At 64.7% G+C, this 15,859-nt stretch carries 14 protein-coding genes; 1 reads left to right on the forward strand and 13 read right to left on the reverse strand.

Annotation, left to right across the window (positions count from 1 at the left end; all coding sequences use genetic code 11):
- Positions 1 to 38: 38 nt before the first annotated feature.
- From AC1D0Z_RS05710 to cadR, 6 genes are all read right to left on the reverse strand, one after another.
- Positions 39 to 2,015 carry an acetyl/propionyl/methylcrotonyl-CoA carboxylase subunit alpha gene (locus AC1D0Z_RS05710; RefSeq protein ID WP_477657273.1) on the reverse strand — a complete coding sequence of 659 codons (1,977 nt, stop codon included), beginning with the start codon at positions 2,013 to 2,015 and terminating at the stop codon, positions 39 to 41.
- A 39-nt stretch (positions 2,016 to 2,054) separates the two neighbouring features.
- Positions 2,055 to 3,233 (reverse strand): acyl-CoA dehydrogenase family protein, encoded by a 1,179-nt coding sequence (locus AC1D0Z_RS05715; protein ID WP_477657274.1) that lies wholly within the window; start codon positions 3,231 to 3,233, stop codon positions 2,055 to 2,057.
- Between the two features lie 34 nt (positions 3,234 to 3,267).
- Positions 3,268 to 4,926, reverse strand: a complete 1,659-nt coding sequence (locus AC1D0Z_RS05720) for an acyl-CoA carboxylase subunit beta (protein WP_477657275.1) — start codon at positions 4,924 to 4,926, stop codon at positions 3,268 to 3,270.
- Positions 4,923 to 5,807, reverse strand: coding sequence for an SDR family oxidoreductase (locus tag AC1D0Z_RS05725; protein ID WP_477657276.1), 885 nt, complete (start codon positions 5,805 to 5,807; stop codon positions 4,923 to 4,925). Before AC1D0Z_RS05725 ends, AC1D0Z_RS05720 begins: the two co-directional genes overlap by 4 nt.
- On the reverse strand, positions 5,804 to 6,532 hold the full coding sequence (locus AC1D0Z_RS05730) for a TetR/AcrR family transcriptional regulator (protein WP_477657277.1): 729 nt from the start codon (positions 6,530 to 6,532) through the stop codon (positions 5,804 to 5,806). The genes AC1D0Z_RS05725 and AC1D0Z_RS05730 overlap by 4 nt, the downstream gene beginning before the upstream one ends.
- Positions 6,533 to 6,605: 73 nt before the next feature.
- The gene (cadR, locus tag AC1D0Z_RS05735) at positions 6,606 to 7,142 is read right to left on the reverse strand and encodes a Cd(II)/Pb(II)-responsive transcriptional regulator (RefSeq protein ID WP_477657278.1); all 537 of its coding nucleotides are present in this window, start codon (positions 7,140 to 7,142) and stop codon (positions 6,606 to 6,608) included.
- A gap of 92 nt (positions 7,143 to 7,234) precedes the next feature.
- On the opposite strand from cadR, the gene AC1D0Z_RS05740 reads away from it, so the two are divergent.
- Positions 7,235 to 9,502: a heavy metal translocating P-type ATPase gene (locus AC1D0Z_RS05740; protein WP_477657279.1), complete on the forward strand. Its 2,268-nt coding sequence runs from the start codon at positions 7,235 to 7,237 to the stop codon at positions 9,500 to 9,502.
- A 132-nt stretch (positions 9,503 to 9,634) separates the two neighbouring features.
- Here the strand turns inward: AC1D0Z_RS05740 and AC1D0Z_RS05745 are convergent, their stop codons facing one another.
- The 7 genes from AC1D0Z_RS05745 to AC1D0Z_RS05775 form a co-directional block, all read right to left on the reverse strand.
- Positions 9,635 to 10,711, reverse strand: a complete 1,077-nt coding sequence (locus tag AC1D0Z_RS05745; protein WP_477657280.1) for an ABC transporter substrate-binding protein — start codon at positions 10,709 to 10,711, stop codon at positions 9,635 to 9,637.
- 65 nt (positions 10,712 to 10,776) lie between these two features.
- A complete protein-coding gene (locus tag AC1D0Z_RS05750) occupies positions 10,777 to 11,931 on the reverse strand; it encodes an NAD(P)/FAD-dependent oxidoreductase (protein ID WP_477657281.1) in 1,155 nt (384 codons plus the stop codon).
- The gene (locus tag AC1D0Z_RS05755) at positions 11,931 to 13,313 is read right to left on the reverse strand and encodes an FAD/NAD(P)-dependent oxidoreductase (RefSeq protein WP_477657282.1); all 1,383 of its coding nucleotides are present in this window, start codon (positions 13,311 to 13,313) and stop codon (positions 11,931 to 11,933) included. The genes AC1D0Z_RS05750 and AC1D0Z_RS05755 overlap by 1 nt, the downstream gene beginning before the upstream one ends.
- Positions 13,310 to 13,642: a (2Fe-2S)-binding protein gene (locus AC1D0Z_RS05760; protein ID WP_477657283.1), complete on the reverse strand. Its 333-nt coding sequence runs from the start codon at positions 13,640 to 13,642 to the stop codon at positions 13,310 to 13,312. The genes AC1D0Z_RS05755 and AC1D0Z_RS05760 overlap by 4 nt, the downstream gene beginning before the upstream one ends.
- On the reverse strand, positions 13,639 to 14,433 hold the full coding sequence (locus AC1D0Z_RS05765) for an ABC transporter permease (protein WP_477657284.1): 795 nt from the start codon (positions 14,431 to 14,433) through the stop codon (positions 13,639 to 13,641). Before AC1D0Z_RS05765 ends, AC1D0Z_RS05760 begins: the two co-directional genes overlap by 4 nt.
- Before the next feature lie 11 nt (positions 14,434 to 14,444).
- A complete protein-coding gene (locus AC1D0Z_RS05770; protein ID WP_477657285.1) occupies positions 14,445 to 15,338 on the reverse strand; it encodes an ABC transporter permease in 894 nt (297 codons plus the stop codon).
- Positions 15,335 to 15,859, reverse strand: a 525-nt coding sequence (locus AC1D0Z_RS05775) for a TOBE domain-containing protein (protein ID WP_477657286.1), incomplete at its 5' end; no start/stop codon positions are given. The genes AC1D0Z_RS05775 and AC1D0Z_RS05770, both read right to left, overlap by 4 nt.

Raw genomic sequence — 15,859 nt, forward strand, 5'->3', positions numbered from 1 at the left:
TTGTCGCGCAGTGAAATCTTTCCTGATTTCCCGGCTTCTCATGCTGTGGCCTCATCAAACTTCAGCAGCACCTGCCCGGGACTTGTCTGCTGGCCCACCTCTGCCATCACGGCCGCCAGCACGGCATCGTGCGGGGCATTGACCGCGTGTTCCAGCTTCATGGATTCAATCACCAGCAGTGTGTCACCGCGCTTCACGGCCTGGCCCGGTGCCGCGTGGACCGCAATCACCTTGCCGTTGAAGGCCGCCCGCAATTCCCGCGCGGCTGCAACACCGCCGGATGCCACCGGCTCCAACGTGGCATCTTCCAGAAAGAGGTCAACAGAGCCCCTCTGCACATGCCAGCGTGTGCCGGCTTGCCCGGCAGATTCCTTCAGGCGCACCGCCGATACGCGCTGCCCGGTCTGGCCTGTGCGTACGGTGAGAGCACCGTCGACTCCCCGTGTGATCACCGCCTGCAACACCTCGCCGCCCGTTTCGATTTCCAGCGCGCCCCCGCCCCCGCCCAGCTCACGCACGCGCAAATCCAGCAGCTGCGCGCGGTGGCGCAGCCGGACCGGCCTGGGAAATGGGCACGGCAGACTGTTTGCGGCACTGTTTGAGTCAGTATCTTGAGAGAAAATGGCCGCTAGGCCAGATGGGATGAGCGCAAGCAGCTCCTCTTTTTGTAGCACTCCACGTATCGCATCGCCCTGCTCCGCCAGAAAAGGAATCAATGCATGTCCGACGCGGAACACCGGGTGTGCCAGGCAAGCCGACAAAAACTGCCGGTTGGTGGGCAGGCCCAGCACTTCAGTGCGGCCCAGCGCCGCCACCAGCTGATCTATGGCTTGCTCACGCGTCGCGGCGTGCGCCACGAGCTTGCCGAGCATCGAATCGTAATGAGGCGACACCACCTGCCCTTCAAACAGCGCGTGGTCAAAGCGCACCTCGCCGGACTCGCGAAAGCGTTGGACGGTGCCCGCGTGCGGCATGAAATCCTCGTCTTCGGCACACAGGCGCACCTCCATCGCATGACCGCTGAACGTTACCTCGTCCTGCGCAAGAGGCAGCGGCTCGCCCTGCGCTACGCGCAGTTGCCACTCGACGAGATCAAGGCCTGTGACTGCTTCAGTGACGGGATGCTCAACCTGCAGGCGCGTGTTTACCTCCATGAGGAAAAAATCAGCCCCCTCCACCAGAAACTCTACCGTACCCGCGCCAACGTACCCTGCCGCTTGCGCCAGCGTGACCGCCGCYCCGCACATGCGCGCGCGCAGGGTCGCATCCACCGCCGGGCTGGGCGTCTCTTCAATGATCTTCTGGTGGCGACGTTGCACCGAGCAGTCGCGCTCGCCCAGGTGAACGCAATGGCCGTAAGTGTCAGCGAACACCTGTACTTCCACATGACGCGGATTGAGCAGAGCTCTTTCGATCAGTAGTTCGCCATTTCCAAACGCCGAGAGTGCTTCTGAACGAGCGCTCTGCAGTGCAGCCGGAAGCTGCGCTGCATCGTGCACCAGCCGCATGCCGCGCCCGCCGCCGCCCGCCACGGCCTTGACCATCAGCGGGTAACCGATGCGTGCGGCTTCAGCCTCAAAGCGCGCGTCGGACTGGTCATCACCCTGGTAGCCCGGCAGGCAAGGTACGCCTTGCGCCGCGGCGAGTCGCTTGGCGGCCGACTTGCTGCCGAGCTGCCGGATCGCAGCCGGCGGCGGCCCCACCCAGGTCAGCCCCGCAGCAATCACCGCGTCGGCAAAGGCGGCGTTCTCGCTGAGGAAGCCGTAGCCCGGATGCACCGCATCGGCGCCGCTGGCCTGGGCCGCAGCAACCAGTTTGTCGATGCGCAGATAGGAATCAGCCGAAGTGACACCTCCCAGCGCACATGCGATGTCCGCCTCCTGCACATGCAGCGCACCGGCATCGGCGTCTGAATACACCGCCACCGTCTGCATGCCCATGGTTCGCGCGGTGCGCATGATGCGGCGGGCAATCTCCCCGCGGTTGGCCACCAGCAGGCAGCGGATTTTTTTCATGCGGATGTCCCGCCTCGCGCGCCAGGCATGGCCATGAACTCAGCCACCCTTCTTGCCGGACTTGGCCACACCCATCATCTTGGCGATGATGCCCATCATCACCTCGTCGGCGCCGCCGCCTATGGAACCCAGCCGTCCATCGCGGAACATCCGGGCCACCTTGTTTTCCCAGGTGTAGCCCATGCCGCCCCAGAACTGCAGGCAGGTATCGGGCACCAGGCGGTTCAGCCGCCCGGCCTTGAGCTTGGCCATGGAAGCGAGCTCGGTCACATCCTGACCCTGCACGTAAAGTTCGCAGGCGCGGTAAGTCATGGCGCGCAGGCTCTCGACTTCGGTCTTCATCTCGGCGAGCTTGAACTGCACCCATTGCTGGTCGGCCAGCGTAGAGCCGAAAAGCTTGCGTTCATGCGCCCACTCGACTGTCCACTCAATGCAGTTGGAAAGTGACTGGATGCAACTCGCCGCACACCACAGGCGCTCTTCCTGGAACTGCATCATCTGGTAGACAAAACCCGAGCCTTCGCTGCCGATCAGGTAACGCTGCGGCACACGCACTTCGTCAAAGTAGATCAGGCCGGTATCGGACGAGTTCATGCCGATTTTTTTGATTTTCCTGGCGGCTTCGATGCCTTTTCGCAGCTTGCCCTTGTCGCGCATGGGCACCATGACCAGGCTTTTGTTTTTGTGCACCGGCCCCTCGCCGGTGTTGACCAGCATGCACATCCAGTCGGCCTGCAGGCTGTTGGTGATCCACATCTTCTGGCCGCTGATGATGTAGTCGTCGCCATCTTTGCGGGCATGGCTTTTGATGGAGGCGACGTCGCTGCCCGCGCCTGGCTCGCTCACACCAACGCAGCCCACGGCATCGCCGGCAATGGMAGGCGCGAGGAATTCACGCTTGAGCTCGTCGCTGCCGAAGCGCGCCAGTGCCGGCGTGCACATGTCGGTCTGCACGCCGATGGCCATGGGTACGCCGCCGCAATCAATGTGGCCCAGCGCTTCGGCCATGGCCATGGCGTAAGAGTAGTCCAGGCCCGCACCGCCGTATTCCTCAGGCTTGGTCAGGCCCAGCATGCCCAGATTTCCGAGCTTCTTGAACACGTCATGTGCGGGAAAGATTTCAGCGGCTTCCCACTCATCGACATGCGGATTGATCTCGGCATCGATAAAACGCTTGAGGGTTTTCTGGATTTCCAGGTGTTCGTGGGTGTACTGCATTTCTGTCTCCGTTTTTTTAGGGATGGCCGGAGGCCTACATACGCGCCACGCCAAACTGCATGGGCCTCAACTGCCGCGCATCGGCGTCGGCGCACATCGCCAGGCACTGTGCCAGCACCGCACGCGTGTCGCGCGGGTCGATCACGCCGTCGTCCAGCACCAGGCCCGAGGTGTAGAACACATCGGCCTGGGCCTCAAACATGGCGACGATCCTGTCGTACTGCGCCTGAGACTGGGCCGGGTCTGGTGCAATGCCTTTGCGCGCCAGGGCCGCTTCGCCCACGATCTGCATGGTGCGTGCGGCCTGCTCGCCGCCCATCACCGCTGTCCTGGCGCTGGGCCAGCTGAACAGAAAGCGCGGCGCATAGCCGCGGCCGCACATGCCGTAGTTGCCCGCGCCGAATGACGCACCGCACTGGATGGTGATTTGCGGCACGGTGGCATTCGTGACGGCCTGGATCATCTTGGAGCCATGCTTGATCATGCCGGCCTGCTCGCTCTCCTTGCCCACCATGTAGCCGGTGGTGTTCTGCAGGTAGATGAGGGGGTGGCCCAGCTGGCACATCAGCTGGATAAAGTGCGTGGCCTTGTTGGCCCCGGCCACATCAATGGGGCCGTTGTTGCTGATGATGCCGACGGCATGGCCGGCAATCGACGCCTGCACGCACACGGTAGCTGCACCGTAAAGCGCCTTGAAGGGTAAAAAATCAGAGCCGTCCACCAGCCTGGCGATCACCTCGTGCATGTCCAGCGGCTGGCGCAGGTCGCCAGGGATCAGACCCAGGAGCTCATCAGCCGGGTAAACCGGTTCGGAGGGGCCATCACGGGTTGCTATTGAATTCATAGCCGCTTGCGCTCGTGTGTATTGGCCTGCAGCCATATCCGACCATGAAGTTCGGGCCACGACCTCGCGTGCGAGCCCCAGCGCATGGCGGTCGTCTTCGGCCAGCTGTTCACCCAGGCCTGACACGCCTGCATGCATTTCGGCGCCGCCCAGTTCCTCTTCGGTCGCCACCTCACCCGTAGCGGCCATCAGCAGCGGCGGGCCGGCGAGGAAGGCGCGGGAACGCTTGCGCACCAGGATGACCACATCGCTCAGGCCCGGCATGTAGGCGCCGCCCGCCGTGCCGGAGCCGTGCTGCACCGTGATGACCGGAATGCCCGCCGCCGACAGCCGCGCCAGGTTGCGAAAAAGGCTGCCACCATGCACAAACCCTTCGACCCGGTAGCGCAAGAGGTTGGCACCCGCGCTTTCCACCAGATGAATAAACGGCAGCTTGTTCTGCAGCGCAATCTCCTGCACGCGCAGGATTTTTTCCAGCCCCATGGCCTGCACGGCGCCGGCTTCTATGCCCGAGTCGCTGGCCACCACCATGCAGCGCACGCCGCTGACAAAGCCAATGCCGGCGAGCACACCGCCGCCGGGCACGGACCGGGCGGCGTCCGGGTTGTCCTGCAGGTAGCCGGCGAGTGAACACAGGCCCAGCCACGGCGCACCTGCATCCAGCAGCAGGGCCACGCGTTCACGCGGGAGCAGCTGGCCGCGCTTGTCGAAGGCAGCCCGTGATCGGGCGGAGGCGGCGGCGCTGCGCTCTTCCAGCGCGCGCAATGCGGCGATGCGCGACAGCATGGCGTCACGCCGCTGCATGGCTTGTGGCGATTGCGCATTCCACGCGGACTGGAACAGCGTCATGGCTGGAAGACCTTGGGGGTCTCAGCCAGGTGAAAACCATCGAAAGGCTTGATCGCCTCACGCTGCAGCGCTTCGGCATCGGGCCGCTGCATGGGCCAGCCCATGCGCATCTGGGGCCTGGCGCCGTCGACGCGCAAGGTGCTGCCGCTGATGAAGTTGGCAGCCTTGCTGAGCAGAAAGACCACGGCCGCCGATGTTTCGCTCTCGGTCCCGAAGCGGCCCAGGGGCACCGTGTGGCGCATCTCGCGCAGCATGGGGCCAGCCTCGGGCGGGTAGTGGTCCATCCCGCTGGAGGCGATGTAGCCGGGTGCGACCGCGTTCACGCGCACGCCGCTTTTGGCCCATTCGGCCGCCGCGGTTTCAGTGAGGCTGACCATGCCGGCGCGCGCGGCGCCGCTGTGGCCCATGCTGGGCATGGAACCCCACATGTCGGCCACGATGTTGACAATGCTGCCGCCCTTGCCCTGCATGGCCTGCAGGTAGCATTCGCGCGCCATGAGGAAACCGCCAGTCAGGTTGGTGTTGATCACAGCCTCCCATCCCTTGGCGCTGATGGCCTCCAGCGGCGTGATGTACTGGCCGCCGGCGTTGTTCACCAGGCCGTCGATGCGGCCCTGCGCCACCACGATGGCCATGATGGTGGTCCTGACAGCGTCCTCCTGGCGAATGTCGCAGGGGTGAAAACTCACCCGCCCGCCCTGGGCCACGATCTCGCCGGCCACGCTGTGCAGCTTTTCGGTGTTGCGGCCGATCAGCACCACATGCGCGCCCAGCGCTGCCAGCTCATGCGCGATGCAGCGGCCAATGCCGGAGCCGCCGCCGGTGACCACGATGACCTGGCCGGCAAAAAGCCCGGGTTGAAAGACGGATTGGTAACTCATGCGTGGACCTTTCTTGTCGGGGATTTCGGTGTTTTTTCTCCGATGAACAGCGCCATGGCCGCATCCGCCAGCTCATCCAGCGATGCATCTTTTTTGGCATCAAACCACTGCACCGACCAGTTGAGCGCGCCAAAGACCAAAAGGCGCGACAGCTTCACCGGCCCCTTGAGCCGGCCCGCTTCGGCCAGCGCCTGCAACACCGGCTCCCAGACGGCTTCGTACTCGCCTTGCAACCCGGCCAGCAGCTTGCGCTGCCGGGCGGTGATAGAGCGCGATTCGTAAAGCATCACGGGAATGAAATCGCTGCCCGGGCCCAGCAGCACGTCAAAGTGGTTGCGGATCAGCACACGCAGCAGCGCCGGCGCCTCCGTGATGGAAAGCCCCGCCGTTTGCAAGGCCTTGGCCTGACGCTGCAGGGCCGCGCGCATGCCCTCTTCCATCACGGCACCCAGCAGCGCGCCCTTGCTTTTGAAGTGGTAGAAGGGCGAGCCGCTGTGCATGCCGACGGCAGCCGCGATGTCGCGCGTGCTGGTGGCGTCAAAACCTTTTTGGCGAAACAGCCGGGCGGATGCATTGATCAGTTCGACCCGCCGGTTGCCGTCGTCGCGTTCATCCAGGGTTTTTCGCGGCCGGCCGCGCGGTCGCTTTTCAGCACTGTCGGTGGCGGTTTTAAAAGGGGTATGAGCGCGTGCGGCAGGGCGCGAGCGCGCGGCAGGTTTGTCCATGAGAACGGACCTTAGCAAACCCCGGTATTTTTAGCAAGCAAGTGCTTTGTAAAAATATACAGTCCGCGTTTCGTCACCTGCGCGTGTGAGTCGCCTTGCCGGCGGCGGGCTTTTGGCGTTCCTCTTCTTTGCCGGGAACACCCACCTGCGGGTGCGCGCCGTGGATATGCGCCCCATGGCCGCGCCCGCCGGGCATGCGGTTCTGGCTTTGATGCAGCGCCGCTTTTTCCAGGCCGCTGAGGATGCCGCAATCGCCCGCTGCCTGGCCGCTGGCACATTGCTCGCGCAAAACCCTGAGGTCTTTTTCCAGCGCCTTGAGTTCGCGGATGCGGGTGGCCACGTGGCTGATGTGTTCATCCAGCAGTGTATTGACGTCATCACAGCTGCCGGCCGGCGCATCCTTGAAGTTGAGCAGCGCGCGAATTTCGGCCAGCGTCATGTCCAGTGACCGGCAGTGGCGTATGAACGCCAGGCGCTGGACATGGCTTTCGTCGTAGATGCGGTAATTGGCGCTGGTTCGCGCCGCTTCAGGCAACAACCCCTCGCGTTCGTAGTAACGAATGGTTTCTGTCTGGGTCTGCGCAGTTTTGGCCAGTTCTCCGATTTTCATGGCGGCTCCTTGAACATCGTCCCAACATCGCCGTAGGGTCACTCGCCAGGCGCGCTTGACTCTAAGGCCGCTACAGGGTTTCCAATTAAGCCATGAAACCTGAAAAAAACCTCGCCTCCGGCCCTGATGTCCCTACAGGCGACTGTTGCGGCAGCACCCACGCCGCGCACGCACCTGTGTCCATCGCCGCTGGCGCCGCGGGACGGTTGTTCCGCATCGCCACCATGGATTGCAGCGCCGAAGAGTCGGAAATCCGCCGGGCGCTGGAGCCCATCGCCGGCATACGCTCCCTGGGCTTCCAGCTGGGTGCGCGCACGCTGCGAATAGACGCCGGCGAGGAGGCCTGTGCGAAGGCGCTGGAGGCGATCCGCAAGGCCGGGTTTGACCCGCAGCCTGCCCAGACGGGTGCCAACGCGCAAGCAGACGGCCATGACCATGAGCGGCATGCGCACGACCACAGCCATGATGGCGGTTTCGGCAGTTTTGGCAGCGGTGTCACCCGCCTGGCCGCGGCGCTGGTGCTGGCCGTCGGCGCCGAGGCCGTGTCGTTCTTTGCGCCGGAGCTGCTGGCCTGGAAAGTCGCCGGCATGGCGGTGGCGGCGCTGGCCATTGGCCTGGCCGGCCTGGACACCTACAAAAAAGGCTTGGCCGCCCTGCTGCGCGGCAAGCTCAACATCAACGCACTGATGTCGGTCGCCGTCACCGGCGCCTTCCTGATTGGCCAGTGGCCGGAAGCCGCGATGGTGATGGCGCTCTATGCCATTGCCGAGCTGATTGAAGCCAAAGCCGTGGACCGCGCACGCAATGCCATCAAGGGCTTGCTGGACATGGCGCCTGAAGAGGCGCTGATGCGGGGCGCAGACGGCGGCTGGTCAGCCACGCCGGTCGCCGCCGTTCCGCTGGAGGCCGTAGTGCGCATCAGGCCGGGCGAGCGTGTGCCGCTGGATGGCGTGGTCACCTCGGGCAACAGCGCCGTCAACCAGGCGCCGATCACCGGCGAAAGCATTCCGGTCGACAAGGGACCCGGCGACAGCGTCTTTGCGGGCACCGTCAACGAAACCGGGGAGATCGAGATCCGCGTCACGGCCGCCGCCGGCAACACCACGCTCGCCCGCATCATCCATGCGGTCGAGCAGGCCCAAGGCAGCCGTGCGCCGACGCAACGTTTTGTCGACCGCTTTGCCGCCGTCTACACGCCGGCCGTGTTCGCCATCGCCGTCGCGGTCGCCGTGCTGATGCCGCTGCTGGCGGGCTTGAGCTGGCAAGAGTCGTTGTATAAGGCGCTGGTGCTGCTGGTGATCGCCTGCCCCTGCGCGCTGGTGATTTCCACGCCCGTGACGGTGGTCAGCGGGCTCTCGGCTGCCGCGCGGCGCGGTATCCTGATCAAGGGTGGCACTTACCTTGAGCAGGCGCGCTTGCTCAAGGCCGTCGCGCTGGACAAGACCGGGACCATCACTGAAGGAAAACCACAGCTGGTGGACTGGCACCCGTGGGGCGATGCCGATCCGGCGATGGCCGAGCAATTTGCCGCCACCATGGCATCACGGTCCGACCATCCGGTTTCCAAAGCGATTGCAGCGGGTTTGAACGCCGGATCTGTTGAAGCCGCCGAGGTGCAAGGGTTCAAGGCCTTGCCGGGCCGCGGCGTTGAAGGAATCACCCATGGCCAGCACATTGTGTTGGGCAATCACCGCCTCATCCACGAACTGGGCTTGTGCGGCGTGGAACTGGAAGCCGAACTCGCCCAACATGAACAGCAAGGCCGCACCGTGACACTGCTGGCGGATGACACGCGCGTGCTCGCCCTGTTTGCCGTCGCCGACACCATCAAGCAAACCTCACGGCAGGCAATTGCCGACCTCAAAACCTTGGGCGTTACGCCCGTGATGCTGACCGGCGACAACGCAGCCACGGCGCGCGCCATCGCCACCCAGGCCGGTATCGACGACGCCCGTGGCGACCTGCTCCCCGAAGCCAAGCTCGACGCCATTCGCCAAATGCAGCAACACTACGGCGCCACCGGCATGACGGGCGACGGCATTAACGACGCACCCGCGCTGGCGCAGGCCGACATCGGCTTCGCCATGGGCGGCGCCGGTGCCGACACGGCCATGGAAGCAGCCGACGTGGTGATCATGAACGACAACCTGGAGCGTGTGGCCGAAACCGTGCGCCTGTCGAAACGAACGCATGCCGTCTTGTGGCAGAACATCAGTCTGGCACTGGGCATCAAGGCCGTGTTCCTGCTCCTGGCCGTCTTCGGCACGGCAACCATGTGGATGGCGGTGTTTGCCGATATGGGCGCCAGCCTGCTGGTGGTGGGCAATGGCTTGCGTTTGCTGCGCGGCCGGCGGAACTGAATTGCTATAGATTTAATAGCTGCCAGCGCTCATCCCTATTGGCCTGGAGGCCTAAAAAGCACAAAACCCGAAGCGCCTGAGGAAGCCAGCTTCGGGTTGTCATGCGCCTGCGAAAGTGCAGGCTATGGGTAATCAGCGCTCGACTGTCTTGTTCCAGCGTGCATTCCAGGCCGGGCGGTTCTCGTTGATCGCGTCCCAGTCCACCGTGGTCGCCGTCTTCATGTAGGTGTTCATCTGGGTCACAAGCGCGGCAGCCTTGCCGCTGGCCCTGGTTTTGGGGTTGGACGGGATCTGATCGCCAAACTCCAGCGCTGCGGCCTGGGCTTCGGGTGAGAGCAGGTACTGGGCCAGCTTGTGCGCCAGTGCGGGTTCGCTGTTTTTGGCGATCACGCATTCACCCACCGTCAGCACGGCCGAGCCTTCCTTGGGCTGCACGTATTCCACCGGCAGGCCTTTATCCTTCAACACGCCGACGGCCGTGGGCGTGAGCGGGAACATCGCGGCCTCGCCGGTCTGCACCATTTCAGCGATCTTGGCCGAGCTCGGGATGTACTCCAGCACGTTGGGGCCTATGGTGGTGGGCCAGGCTTTGAAGCCGGGCTCCACGTTCTTGTCGTTACCGCCCTGGATGCGGTTGAACAGGAGGAAGCCGTGCAGGCCGAAGGTTGAAGACGACAGCGACTGGAACACCACCTTGCCCTTGTATTTCGGGTTGGCCATGTCCATCCAGGAGGTCGGCGGCGTCCAGCCTTTTTCAGTGAACATCTTCTTGTTGTAGGCGATACCGGTCATGCCGATGTTGACACCGGCAGCCATGTCACCCTTGAAACGCGCAGTGGGAAACAGGTCATTCAGCGCAGGGCTGGACTGCATTTTCTCGCACAGGCCCATGCCGATGGCGCGGTACATGATGCCATCGTCCAGGAACATCACGTGCATCTGCGGGTTCTCCTTGTTGGCCTGCGCCTTGGCCAGGATGTCGGACGAGGTGCCCGGCACCACCACCACCTTGACGTTGTTGGCTTTCTCGAACGCACCGAAGACGTTCTCGGTGTAGGTTTTCTCCATGGTGCCGCCGTTCATGCCGATGTACAGCGTCTTGGTCTGGGCCATGGCGCTACCGGTAGTCAGGCCGGCCAGGCCGGCGGCTGCAACGGCAAACGACACCGCTGTAGCGCGGGCGGTCAGGAATCGTGGGGAGATGTTCATGGAAAGCTCCTGGTGGCGTTGAGTGAAGTGAAGGCAGTGAAATCGAAGAGGACGGTGAAAGAAGGCTAGACAACGGAAGAAGAAACGAGCCCGGCGGTTGTCGCGCGCGGGTTTGCGGAAAAGCGTTCAATCGAAAAAGCGTCAATCGGCGTGGCACTCTCGCCGCTTTGCACGAGGTCGGCCAGCACCGCACCCACACCGGGACCCAACTGGAAACCCCCGCCGGCAAATCCGAATGCATGAATCAGGCCCGGTGTGGTTGCACTTGGGCCTATCACCGGTTGGCGGTCGGGCAGGTAGCCTTCGGTGCCGCTCCAGGTACGGATGATGTGTGCGTGCTTCAGCGCCGGCAGCAGTTCAACCGTTTGCTCCATCAGGACGGCCAGGCCGCTGCGCTGTGCGCGGGCACGCTGGTCGTCCAGCGCATACCCCCTGCCGCCTCCGATGACGCAATTGCCGCGCGCCACCTGGCGGGCATAAACGCCGCCGCCTTCCACGCCGAGGCTGAGGTTCATGAAGGCCGGAAGCGGCTCGGTCACCACCATCTCGGGATGGCCGGACTCCAGGGGCACGGGCTCACCGAACCGCGCCGCCAGGGCGCCGGCCCAGGCGCCCGCGCAATTGAGCAGGTGTGTGGCGCGTACCTCGAGTGCGTCACCCGATCGCAGCACAAACATGGCGCCATCGCGCGACACCTCATCCACGCGGCTCTGCTCCCGGATATCGGCGCCGAGTTTGCGCGCAGCCAGCGCAAAGGCCGGCGACACCAGGCGCGGGTTGGCCTGTCCGTCACCGGGGCACAGGGAGGCTCCCAACGCAGCTTTCCCCAGCCAGGGGCAGCGCTCACGCAAGGCACGCATGGACAGCATCTGCAAATCCATGCCGAAGCCCAGCGTGCGCTCGCGGTAGCGCTCGAGCGAGATCATGTCGGCTTCGCTGCGTGCGATCTTCAGGTGGCCCGAAGCAAGGTATTCGCCGTCGATGCCGATCAACTCAGGCAATTGCGCCCACAATCCCTGCGCGCGCTGCGACAGCGGCAGCTGGCTCAGCGGCCGGCCCTGGCGGCGCACGCCGCCGTAGTTCACGCCGCTGGAGCGGGAACCGCAAAGGTCGCGCTCCAGCAGCACCACTGAAAACCCCATGCGGCGCAGGAACAAGGCCGCCGAAGATCCCATGATGCCGCCGCCCACAATCGCAACGTCGGCCGTGATGCGCTCCATCAGACAGCCTCCTGCTTCATCGCCTGGGCGGCCATCGCTGAAAACGGCAGCGGCTTGATAGGCGCCTGCCCGCGAAGCCGGCCGACAGCGTCCGGACTGGCGGCGCAAGCCTCTGCAAGGATCTCCGCCGCTGCCACACCGCAGGTGCGACCCTGGCAACGGCCCATGCCGACACGCGTCAATGCCTTGAGGCGGTTCATCTCGCGCGTGCCGGTGTCGGCCACGCACCGGCGCAGCTCGCCGGCAGTGATTTCTTCACAGCGGCAGATCACCAGCTCATCGGGCGCGCCGGCGGCCCAGCGGACGGGAAACGGAAAGGCGCGCTCCAGCCCCTCGCGGAATATCGCCGTGCGCCCAAGCTGGCTTTCAAGCAGGGCTGCGCGCGCCACATCGATCCTGTGCCCGGTATCTGCCAGCAGCGCCAGCGCGGCGCGCTCGCCGGCCCACTCCGCGGCATCGGCCCCCATGATGCCGGCGCCGTCGCCGGCCAGGTAGACGCCTGCCACGCTGGATCGTCCCATGGCGTCCCGCTCGGGCAGCGCGGCGCGCTGAAGGCTGTCGTAACGGAACCGGCAGCCCAGCAAATCGGCCAGCTGCGTTTCGGGCCGCAGCGCGTAGCCGAAGCCCACACCGTCGCAGGCGATCTCCTGCGTGCGGCCGGCCTTGCGCCACTGCATGGCCTGCACACGCTCGTCACCTGTGGCGCGTACCAGCTCCACGCCCTGGTGCACCGCAACGCCGTGCGCACGCAGCCAACCCAGGTAATAAAGGCCCTTGGCCAACAGCGCCGGCTGGCGCAGCATGGCGGGTACGGCGGCCACCTTGCCTGCAAAGCTGGCCGTATCAAGCACCGCCGCCACCCTGGCGCCCGCCCTGGCGTACTGGTAGGCGATCAAATACAGCAAAGGCCCGGTGCCGGCAAAGACCACCCGCGAGCCAATCGCGCAGCCCTGGAATTTCAGGGCCACCTGCGCGGCGCCCAGTGTGTAGACACCAGGCAAAGTCCAGCCGGGAAAAGGCAGCACGCGGTCCGTGCCGCCGGTGGCGACGATGAGGTGGCTGTAGGGCAGCGTACTCATGGTTCCCTGGCGAAGCAAATCCAGCTTGCCGCCTTCAGCGCTCCAGACCAGGGTGTCCGGGCGGTAGTCAACCTTGTCCAGCATGCCGGCCATAGCCTCATGCACTGCGTCGGCGCGCCCGGTCTCAAAACCGTAAAGGGCTTCTTTGGGTCGCGTAAAGCCGGCGGGCGGCTGGCGGTAGATTTGCCCGCCCCAGCGCGGCGCTTCGTCTACCACCACGGGGCAGAGGCCGTGCGCCACCAGCGCCTCGGCAGCGCGCACGCCGGCCGGGCCGGCGCCCACAATCACCGCCTGCGTACTCATAACGGTCCTTCCGCGCCAGTCACCAGCCGCATGCCTTCTTCAATAAAGGTGCTGCAGGCGCGCAGGCGCCGGCCCGATTCGGTCGCGACCCAGCAGTCCTGGCAGGCGCCCATCATACAAAAGCCGGCGCGCGGCTCGCCGCTGAATTCACTGAAGCGCAGCTGCGCGCTATGCGTCAGCACCGCCGTCAGTACGGTGTCGCCGGCCATCGCCTTCAGGGGCCTCCCATTGAGCACAAAGCTCACCGGTTTCCGGTTGCCTTCGGCCACGCGGTGAAGCAGGGCGGCAGCTTTGCGGCCCACTCCGGCGGTTTCAATGCTTGATTTCATTTGTGACCTACCAGGATCTTGTCCAGCCCGTAGATGCGGTCCAGCACCAGCATGGCCACCGCCGTGAGCGCCACCATGAGGGCCGAGACGGCCGCCATCAAGGGGTCTATCGACTCGGTCGCGTACATGTACATGCGCACCGGCAAGGTCACAGTGGAAGGCGCGGTGACAAAGATCGACATGGTGACTTCATCAAAGCTGTTGATGAAAGCCAGCAGCCAGCCGCCGGTGACACCGGGCAGGATCATCGGCAGCGTGACGCGCACAAACACCGTCGCCTGGCTCGCACCCAGCGAAAAGGCCGCCTGCTCGGCGCTGCGGTCGCTGCCCTCAACCGAAGCCAGCACCAGCCGCAGCACATAGGGCGTAATGATGACCACGTGCGCCAACGCCAGCCAGAAGAAGCTGCCCGTCGCGCCGATCAGCGAAAAGGTGCGCAGCAAGGCCACACCCAGGACCAGGTGCGGAATGATGAGCGGCGAGAGGAAGAGGCCGTTGAGGAAATCGCGGCCCGGAAAGCTGTGGCGTGCAATTGCCAGCCCGGCCGGGACGGCCAGCACGGTCGCCAGCGTGGCCGAAATCACCGCCAGCCAGAGGCTGTTCTTGAAGGACTGCACAAAGTCCGAATGCGCAAACACTGCGCGGAACCAGCGCAATGAAAACGCCGTGGTCGGAACAGCCAGTGTGTTGCCGGGTGTGAAGGCCACCACGCACACGATGACCAGCGGCGCCAGCATGAAGGTGATGACGAGCGCGTTGAAGAGGAGCGCGAGGGGGCCGTTTCTGGACATGTTGCGCCTCCTTATCCAAGCGACTTTTTATAAGACCGCTCAAGGATGCGGTTGTAGCTCAGCATGATGGCGAGGTTGGCCAGCAGCAGCGTGAGCGCAATGGCCGCGCCCAGCGGCCAATTGAGTTCGTGCAGGTATTCGTCATAGACCACGGTGGCGACCATCTTCAGGCGCCTGCCGCCCAGGAGGCCGGGAATCGCGAAGGCGCTGGCGGAGAGGCCAAACACAATCAGGCTGCCGGAGAGGATGCCCGGCAGCACCTGCGGAAAGATGATGCGGCGCAGGGTCGTGAAGTGCGAGGCCTGCAGCGACAGCGCCGCGTCTTCGACGCCTGGGTCCAGCTTTTGCAGCGAGGTCCACACCGGGATCACCATGAAGGGCAGCATCACGTGCACCAAAGCGATGACCACGGCGGCTTCGGTATAGAGAATGCGCATCGAAGGCAAACCCACGGCGCGCATGGCCTGGTTGACCACGCCCTCGGGGCCGAGCAGCATGCTCCACCCAAACGCCCGCACCACCACCGACACCAGCAGCGGTGCCAGCACCACCAGCAACAAAATCGAGCGCCAGGGGCTGCGCATGCGGCTGAGTACATAAGCCTCGGGCGCACCGACGGCGATACAGATCAGCGTGGTGAGCGCCGAGATCCACAGGGTGCGCCAGAAGATGCCGTGGTAGTAATCGTCTGTCAGCACGGCGGCGTAATGCGCCAGGGTAAAGCTGTTCTTCACGCCGGTGGCGTGGTCAAACACCTGGAAAGACAGCACGGCGGTAAGCGCCAGTGGCGCCAGCAGCAGGCAGGCAAACAGCGTGAATGCCGGCGCCGACAGCAGCCAGGGGGTTCGCGATGCGCTGGCCCGGGCCGGCGGCGTGACCGGTGCGGCCACGGCGGCGCTGTTCATGCTGGAAGCCCTTGCACGCCGGGCAGCAGGCGCACCTGCTGGGCGGTCCAGTCCAGGCCGACGTTGGAGCCTTCTTCGGCAGGCGTTGTGCCGTCGTTGGGGCAAACCACCGCCAGCTGGCCGGCAGCCGTGGACACCTGGTACAGCCACTGGCTGCCGAGGAAGAATCGTTCGCGCACCGTGCCACCTATGCGGCCCTGTGCTTCGGGCACCAGGCGGATTTTTTCGGGACGCAGGCTCAGCACCACAGCATCACCTTCGGACACACCGGGCGCCTGCACTTCCAGCGGCACATTGCCACCCACACGCACCGTTGCCCAGGGGCCCGTATCCATCACGCGGCCTTCGAGCAGATTGGCCTTGCCGACAAAGCTGGAGATAAAGCGGGTCTGCGGGTGCTCATACAGCCGGTGCGGCTGGTCGATCTGCGTGACGCGGCCGGCTTCCATCACGACCACGCGGTCGCTGATGGACATGGCCTCGGTCTGGTCGTGGGTGACCATCACGGTGGTGGTGCCGAC

The sequence above is a fragment of the Polaromonas sp. P1_E3 genome (genome assembly GCF_056405935.1).

Bases quoted from the DNA above. Each gene is read 5' to 3' on its own strand.
- AC1D0Z_RS05760 (WP_477657283.1), bottom strand. From the start codon at position 13,642: ATGAAATCAAGCATTGAAACCGCCGGAGTGGGCCGCAAAGCTGCCGCC.
- AC1D0Z_RS05730 (WP_477657277.1), bottom strand. From the start codon at position 6,532: ATGGACAAACCTGCCGCGCGCTCGCGCCCTGCCGCACGCGCTCATACC.
- AC1D0Z_RS05725 (WP_477657276.1), bottom strand. From the start codon at position 5,807: ATGAGTTACCAATCCGTCTTTCAACCCGGGCTTTTTGCCGGCCAGGTC.
- cadR (WP_477657278.1), bottom strand. From the start codon at position 7,142: ATGAAAATCGGAGAACTGGCCAAAACTGCGCAGACCCAGACAGAAACC.
- AC1D0Z_RS05765 (WP_477657284.1), bottom strand. From the start codon at position 14,433: ATGTCCAGAAACGGCCCCCTCGCGCTCCTCTTCAACGCGCTCGTCATC.
- AC1D0Z_RS05745 (WP_477657280.1), bottom strand. From the start codon at position 10,711: ATGAACATCTCCCCACGATTCCTGACCGCCCGCGCTACAGCGGTGTCG.
- AC1D0Z_RS05750 (WP_477657281.1), bottom strand. From the start codon at position 11,931: ATGGAGCGCATCACGGCCGACGTTGCGATTGTGGGCGGCGGCATCATG.
- AC1D0Z_RS05770 (WP_477657285.1), bottom strand. From the start codon at position 15,338: ATGAACAGCGCCGCCGTGGCCGCACCGGTCACGCCGCCGGCCCGGGCC.
- AC1D0Z_RS05740 (WP_477657279.1), top strand. From the start codon at position 7,235: ATGAAACCTGAAAAAAACCTCGCCTCCGGCCCTGATGTCCCTACAGGC.
- AC1D0Z_RS05720 (WP_477657275.1), bottom strand. From the start codon at position 4,926: ATGACGCTGTTCCAGTCCGCGTGGAATGCGCAATCGCCACAAGCCATG.
- AC1D0Z_RS05755 (WP_477657282.1), bottom strand. From the start codon at position 13,313: ATGAGTACGCAGGCGGTGATTGTGGGCGCCGGCCCGGCCGGCGTGCGC.